General features: G+C 69.8%; 7 protein-coding genes. 3 read left to right on the forward strand and 4 right to left on the reverse strand.

The window, feature by feature from the left end; all coding sequences use genetic code 11:
• The 3 genes from nth to J1C73_RS32945 form a co-directional block, all read left to right on the forward strand.
• On the forward strand, positions 1 to 706 hold a 706-nt coding region (gene nth, locus J1C73_RS32935), incomplete at its 5' end, for an endonuclease III (RefSeq protein ID WP_207319568.1).
• A gap of 60 nt (positions 707 to 766) precedes the next feature.
• Positions 767 to 1510 carry an NUDIX hydrolase gene (locus J1C73_RS32940; protein ID WP_207319569.1) on the forward strand — a complete coding sequence of 248 codons (744 nt, stop codon included), beginning with the start codon at positions 767 to 769 and terminating at the stop codon, positions 1508 to 1510.
• A gap of 89 nt (positions 1511 to 1599) precedes the next feature.
• Positions 1600 to 2805, forward strand: a complete 1206-nt coding sequence (locus J1C73_RS32945) for a MarP family serine protease (RefSeq protein WP_207319570.1) — start codon at positions 1600 to 1602, stop codon at positions 2803 to 2805.
• A gap of 171 nt (positions 2806 to 2976) precedes the next feature.
• Here the strand turns inward: J1C73_RS32945 and J1C73_RS35320 are convergent, their stop codons facing one another.
• The 4 genes from J1C73_RS35320 to nhaA all read right to left on the reverse strand — a co-directional run bounded on the left by J1C73_RS35320 (position 2977) and on the right by nhaA (position 6284).
• On the reverse strand, positions 2977 to 3180 hold the full coding sequence (locus J1C73_RS35320; RefSeq protein WP_242645048.1) for a hypothetical protein: 204 nt from the start codon (positions 3178 to 3180) through the stop codon (positions 2977 to 2979).
• 105 nt (positions 3181 to 3285) lie between these two features.
• Positions 3286 to 4356, reverse strand: a complete 1071-nt coding sequence (locus J1C73_RS32950; protein WP_207319571.1) for an alpha/beta fold hydrolase — start codon at positions 4354 to 4356, stop codon at positions 3286 to 3288.
• Entirely contained in the window at positions 4353 to 4883 is a 531-nt protein-coding gene (locus J1C73_RS32955) for a phage holin family protein (protein ID WP_123460125.1), read from the reverse strand. The genes J1C73_RS32950 and J1C73_RS32955 overlap by 4 nt, the downstream gene beginning before the upstream one ends.
• A gap of 39 nt (positions 4884 to 4922) precedes the next feature.
• Positions 4923 to 6284: a Na+/H+ antiporter NhaA gene (nhaA, locus tag J1C73_RS32960; protein ID WP_207319572.1), complete on the reverse strand. Its 1362-nt coding sequence runs from the start codon at positions 6282 to 6284 to the stop codon at positions 4923 to 4925.
• Positions 6285 to 6287 lie beyond the last annotated feature (3 nt).

Here is a 6287-nt window from a genome sequence, read left to right on the forward strand (position 1 = left end):
GCTCTACCCCTATGCCCATCCGGAGCTGGACTTCCGGAACGCCTTCGAGCTTCTCGTCGCCACGGTGCTCTCCGCCCAGACCACCGATCTGAGGGTCAACCAGACCACCCCCGCGCTCTTCGCCGCGTACCCCACCCCCGAGGACATGGCCGCGGCCGTCCCGGAGGAAATGGAAGAGATCATCCGGCCGACCGGCTTCTTCCGTGCCAAGACCAAGTCGCTGCTGGGCCTCTCCGCCGCCCTCCGGGACAACTTCGACGGCGAGGTGCCCGGACGGCTCGAGGACCTCGTGACCCTGCCGGGAGTCGGTCGCAAGACCGCCAATGTGGTTTTGGGCAATGCTTTCGGCGTACCTGGGATCACTGTCGACACCCACTTCGGACGGCTGGTGCGCCGCTGGAAGTGGACCGAGCAGGAGGATCCGGTGAAGGTCGAGGCGGAGATCGCGGAGATCTTCCCCAAGAGCGAGTGGACGATGCTCTCGCACCGCGTCGTCTTCCACGGGCGCCGCATCTGCCACGCCCGCAACCCCGCCTGCGGCGCCTGTCCGATCGCCCCGCTCTGTCCCTCGTACGGAGAGGGCGAGACGGACCCCGAGAAGGCCCGGAAGCTTCTGAAGTACGAGATGGGGGGCCGGCCCGGTCAGCGGCTGAGCCCGCCGCCGGAGTACCCGGGCGCCCCCGCCCCCGCCCTGGGCGCCGGCTGACCCGGGCGCCGCACCGGAACGAAATGCGTGACGACAGGCGTTGTGAGACGAGGGGTGCCCATGAAGACGCATCAACACAGCACGGACGCGAACGCCGCGCCGTCGGCCGCGCACGGGCCGGGTGCCGGTGGCGAGGCCTCGATCACCGTCACCACTGAGGGCCTGCCCGGCTGGCTGGACCCCGTCGCGCACGCCGCGCGCACCGTCGAGCCGCAGCAGCTCAGCCGTTTCCTGCCGCCCGAGAGCGGAGCGGGACGGCAGTCGGCCGTTCTCGTCCTGTTCGGCGAGGGGGCGCGCGGGCCGGAACTACTCCTGATGGAGCGCGCCGGGAGCCTGCGCTCGCACCCCGGGCAGCCCTCCTTCCCCGGCGGCTCCCTGGACCCCGAGGACGGCGACCAGGCGACGACGGGGCCGCTCAGGGCCGCGCTGCGGGAGGCCGAGGAGGAGACTGGCCTCGATCCGCACGGCGTGCAGCTGTTCGGCGTGCTGCCCCGGCTCTACATCCCTGTGAGCAGCTTCGTGGTGACGCCGGTCCTCGGCTGGTGGCATTCGCCCAGCCCGGTCGGAGTCGTCGACCCGGGTGAGACCGCGCGGGTCTTCACCGTCCCCGTGGCGGATCTCACGGACCCGGCGAACCGGGCCATGGCCGTCCATCCCAGCGGTCACCGAGGCCCGGCATTTCTGGTCGAATCCGCACTCGTATGGGGGTTCACAGCCGGCGTGATCGACCGGATTGTGCACTTCGCGGGCTGGGAGCGCCCCTGGGACAGAGCCAAGCAGGTGCCGCTCGACTGGCGCGCATGACAGGCTGACACCCGTGCTCCACTGCTCCGGGCCCGCCCGGACCCAGAGAGACGTACGGGCCCGGTGACGAATCTGTGAGGCTATAGACGGTGAACGTGCTGGACATCCTGCTGCTTGCCGGCGCCGTGTGGTTCGCGGTCATCGGATACCGCCAGGGGTTCGTCGTCGGCATTCTGTCGGTGATCGGGTTCCTGGGCGGCGGTCTCGTCGCCGTCTATCTGCTGCCGATCCTGTGGGACCAGGTGACGGACGGCTCCGAGGTCTCGTCAACGGCCGCCATCGTCGCGGTCATCGTCGTGATCGTGTGTGCCTCGGTGGGCCAGGCCTTCACCACCCACCTGGGGAACAAGCTCCGTAGGTACATCACGTGGTCGCCCGCGCGCGCTGTCGACGCGACGGGCGGCGCGCTGGTCAACGTCGTGGCGATGCTGCTGGTGTCCTGGCTGATCGGCTCCGCACTGGCCGGCACCTCGTTGCCGACGCTGGGCAAGGAGGTGCGCAGCTCCTCCGTGCTGCTCGGCATCTCCCGGGTGATGCCGCCCCAGGCCTCCACCTGGTTCACGGACTTCTCCTCGGTCCTCGCGCAGAACGGCTTCCCACAGGTCTTCAGCCCGTTCGCCAACGAGCCGATCACTGAAGTCAAGGCCCCCGATCCGGCCCTGGGGGGCAGCCCGGTCGCCGCCCGCGCCAAGAAGTCCATCGTCAAGGTCGTCGGTACGGCCCCGAGCTGCGGCAAGGTTCTCGAAGGCACCGGCTTCGTCTTCTCCGACCGCCGGGTGATGACCAACGCCCACGTCGTCGGCGGCGTCGACGAGCCGACCGTCCAGATCGGCGGCCAGGGACGGCTGTACGACGCGAAGGTCGTCCTCTACGACTGGCGGCGCGACATCGCCGTACTCGACGTCCCGGATCTCGACGCGAAGCCGCTCGGTTTCACCGACACCGACCACGACGCCGCGACCGGCAACGGCGCGATCGTCGCGGGTTTCCCGGAGAACGGCGGGTACGACGTACGGGCCGCGCGGGTCCGCGCCCGTATCGACGCCAACGGCCCGGACATCTACCACCGGGGCACCGTCCGCCGCGATGTGTACTCGCTCTTCACGACGGTCCGCCAGGGGAACTCCGGCGGACCGCTGCTGACCCCCGACGGCAAGGTGTACGGAGTCGTCTTCGCCAAGTCGCTCGACGACCCGAATACCGGCTACGCGCTGACGGCCGACGAGATCCGTCAGGACATCGCACAGGGCCGCACCGCCAACCAGCAGGTCGACAGTCAGGCGTGTGCGCTCTAGGGCCCCTCGTCCCGGCCGGGCGAGGGAGCCGGCCGGGCAGAAACCCGTGAGCCGGGAACCCGCGAGCCGGGAACCCGCGAGCCGGGGAGCGAGGGGCTCAGAGCGTGATGGTGGTGGGTGACCGGGAGGCCGTCCGCGGAGGCCGGGTGGTCATCCGCCGGGATCGTGGGGTCATCCGCGCGGGTGGCGCAGCCGCGCCGAGACCCAGCGGGCCCGGCGGCGGAGAATGCGCGGGATGCCGAGCCGGGGATCATGCAGAACATGCATAGCGTGCACCCGGCCCTGGAGGCCGCTCCCCTCATGAGTGCCCGGACCCGCCGTGGCGGTCGAGCGACGATTGCTTGCTGCGTCACCGAAGTCGTGCGTCCAGCCCATACCCCGACGTCTGCCCGTGGCTCATGGTCGGTAATCGCCCATCCGTCAGCCAATTGGCCTATGCGTCAGGCAAGTGGCTGTTCGTAGGACGTGTGTGCCCGTCGGCTAGCGGTCGGGCTCGGAATCCTTGAGCCAGCTGATGAGTTCGGCCGAGAACCCGGCCGGGTCCTCCTCGTGGGGGAAGTGCCCCAGACCGTCGAAAAGTCGCCAACGGTACGGTGCCTCCACGTACTCGCCGGACCCCGCCGAACTCCGGGTGCGTACCGCCGGATCGAGTGAACCGTGCAGATGCAGCGTGGGCACCCGCACCGGCCGCTTCATGCGCCGGTTGAACTGGATACCGTCCGGGCGGGCCAGCGAGCGCACCATCCAGCGGTACGGCTCGATCGCGCAGTGCGCCGTCGACGGAATGGACATGGCGCGCCGGTAGACGTCCACGGTCGCGTCGGCAGGGAAGCCCGCGGTCCGAGGCCCCGCCCAGTCGTGGATCAGCCGGCCCACCAACGCCGCGTCGTCCGCGACGAGCTGACGCTCCGGCACCCACGGCCGCTGGAAGCCCCAGATGTACGAGCCCGCGCGGGACTGCGCGAAATCGGAGAGCATCGAGGAGCGCCACCGCCGCGGATGCGGCATCGAGGAGACCACCAGCCGGCGCACCAGCTTCGGGCGCATCACCGCGGCCGTCCAGGCGAGGTAGCCGCCCATGTCGTGGCCGACCAGGGCGGCATCGGGCTCGCCGAGCGAGCGGATCACGCCGGTGATGTCCAGCGCCAGGTTGGCCGGGTCGTAACCCCGGGGCGTACGGTCGCTGCCGCCCACTCCGCGCAGGTCCATCGCCACCGCGCGGAACCCCGCGTCGGCGAGCGCGGGCATTTGGTGGCGCCAGGTCCACCAGAACTGCGGGAAGCCGTGCAGGAGCAGGACCAGTGGTCCTTCACCCATTTCGGCGATGTGGAAGCGGGCGCCGTTGGCCGCCACGTCGCGGTGCGTCCAGGGGCCGTCCAGGCGGACGGGGCCACCGGACCCGGCCGCGGGGCCCAGCGGGCCGGTGAAAGACGCTGAGGCCGGGGGCGGCGGTGTGGCGGAAGGGCCTGCCGGGGGACCGGCCGGCCCTTCGTGGCCCGCCCGGTCGTCCGGGCCCACTGGGCCGAATGCGCTGGAATCGGGGACCGTCATGTCGATGAGCGTGCCACAGCTGACGCCTTGTCCTGGACCGGACGGTTCTCGATGGCCTTGTCCGCAAGTGTGCTGCCGCCCGCCGGAAGGATCGCGTTCGCGGCGATGCCCGGACGCGGGTGCGGCTTGACGCCCTGGAGGACGGCGGCGGTCTGCTTCGCCGACGCGATGGACTTCTCCGGCGGCTTGACCTTCTTGAACTTGGCGTAGCCGAAGAGTGCGAGCAGGATCCCCAGCAGGATGAACGCGCCGCCCACGATCAGGAACGACCAGGCGAGGCCCAGCCCCAGGTTGTGGATTCCGTACGCGGCCGCGAAGCTCAGCACCGGGATCGCGAACAGGATCAGCACACCCGTGACGATGAACGCCACGCCGCCGGTGACGCCGCGCTTGACGTCCTGTCGCACCTCGGCCTTGGCCAGGGCAATCTCGTCGTGTACCAGCGCCGACAGTTCGGCCGTCGCCGAGGCGACCAGCTGGCCGAGACTGCGGTCGGCGCTGCCCGCGTAATTGCCGGGGTCGCTCATGCCTGACTCCCTCTCCTGTTCAACACATCCGATGTCAGATCATGCCGGACTGTCCGGCTTGTTGCTCGCTGCCCCCGCCAGTTGGGCAAGGCGGCGATGCTCGGCAGCCTTCCGCTCGTGGATCGCGGCCATCCGCAGGTGGTACTCCGGATCGTCCTGTTCATAGACGTCCGGTATCCCCGACTCGTCCTCGTCGAGCTCCTCCGCGTCCGAGAGCGCCCGGTATCTGCGTACCCGGAATTTGAGCAGTACACCGGAGAGTACGGCGGCAATCAGGGAGCCGAGCAGAACCGACGCCTTGACCTCGTTGATCATGTCGTCGTCGCCGGTGAAGGCGAGCTCACCGATCAGCAGCGAGACGGTGAAGCCGATCCCGGCGAGCGAGGCGACCGCGAAGACGTCGGCCCAGGCCAACTCCTTGTTCAGCTCCGCCTTGGTGAACCGGGTGGCCAGCCACGTGCCGCCGAAGATGCCTATCGTCTTGCCGAGGACGAGTCCCAGCACGACACCGAGTGTTTCGGGCCGGGTGAACACGCCGGCCAGTGCACCGCCGGAGAGTGAGACCCCGGCCGAGAAGAGCGCGAACAGCGGTACGGCGAAACCGGCCGACAGCGGGCGGACCAGGTGTTCGATGCGTTCCCCGGGGGAGCGTTCCTCGCCGTCGCGCCTGGTGCAGCGCAGCATCAGGCCCATCGCGACGCCGGCGATGGTGGCGTGGACGCCGCTGTTGTACATCAGCCCCCAGATGACCAGGGCGAGCGGTATGTAGATGTACCAGCCGCGGACGTTGAGACGCAGCAGCAGGTAGAAGACGGCCAGGCCGACGAAGGCGCCGATGAGCGCAACGAAGTCGATGGTGTCGGTGAAGAAGACGGCGATGATCAGGATCGCGAAGAGGTCGTCGACGACGGCGAGGGTCAGCAGGAACGCACGGAGCGCGGACGGCAGCGAGGTGCCGATGACCGCGAGGACGGCCAGCGCGAAGGCGATGTCGGTGGCCGTGGGGACGGCCCAGCCGCTGGTGGAGCCGTTGCCGAGCACCGTTACCAGTGTGTAGACGACCGCGGGCACGGCCATGCCGCAGAGTGCGGCGACGACCGGCAGGGCGGCGGCCTTCGGGTCGCGCAGTTCACCTGCGACGAGTTCGCGCTTGAGCTCGACCCCGGCGACGAAGAAGAAGATCGCGAGCAGTCCGTCGGCCGCCCAGTGCGCCACGGAGAGATGCAGACCGAGCGCCTCGGGCCCGAAGTGGAGGTGGCTGACGCGCGTGTAGCTCGATCCGTAGGTGTTCGCCCAGATCAGCGCGGCCACCGCGGCGACCAGCAGGATGACTCCGCCGACGGTTTCGGTACGCAGTGCGTCGGTGAGGTAGTTCCGCTCCGGGAGCGGTTGGCGTCCCAGGAA

It is taken from the genome of Streptomyces laculatispora, assembly GCF_017353455.1.
In the GTDB taxonomy this organism is placed as follows: Bacteria; Actinomycetota; Actinomycetes; order Streptomycetales; family Streptomycetaceae; genus Streptomyces; species Streptomyces laculatispora.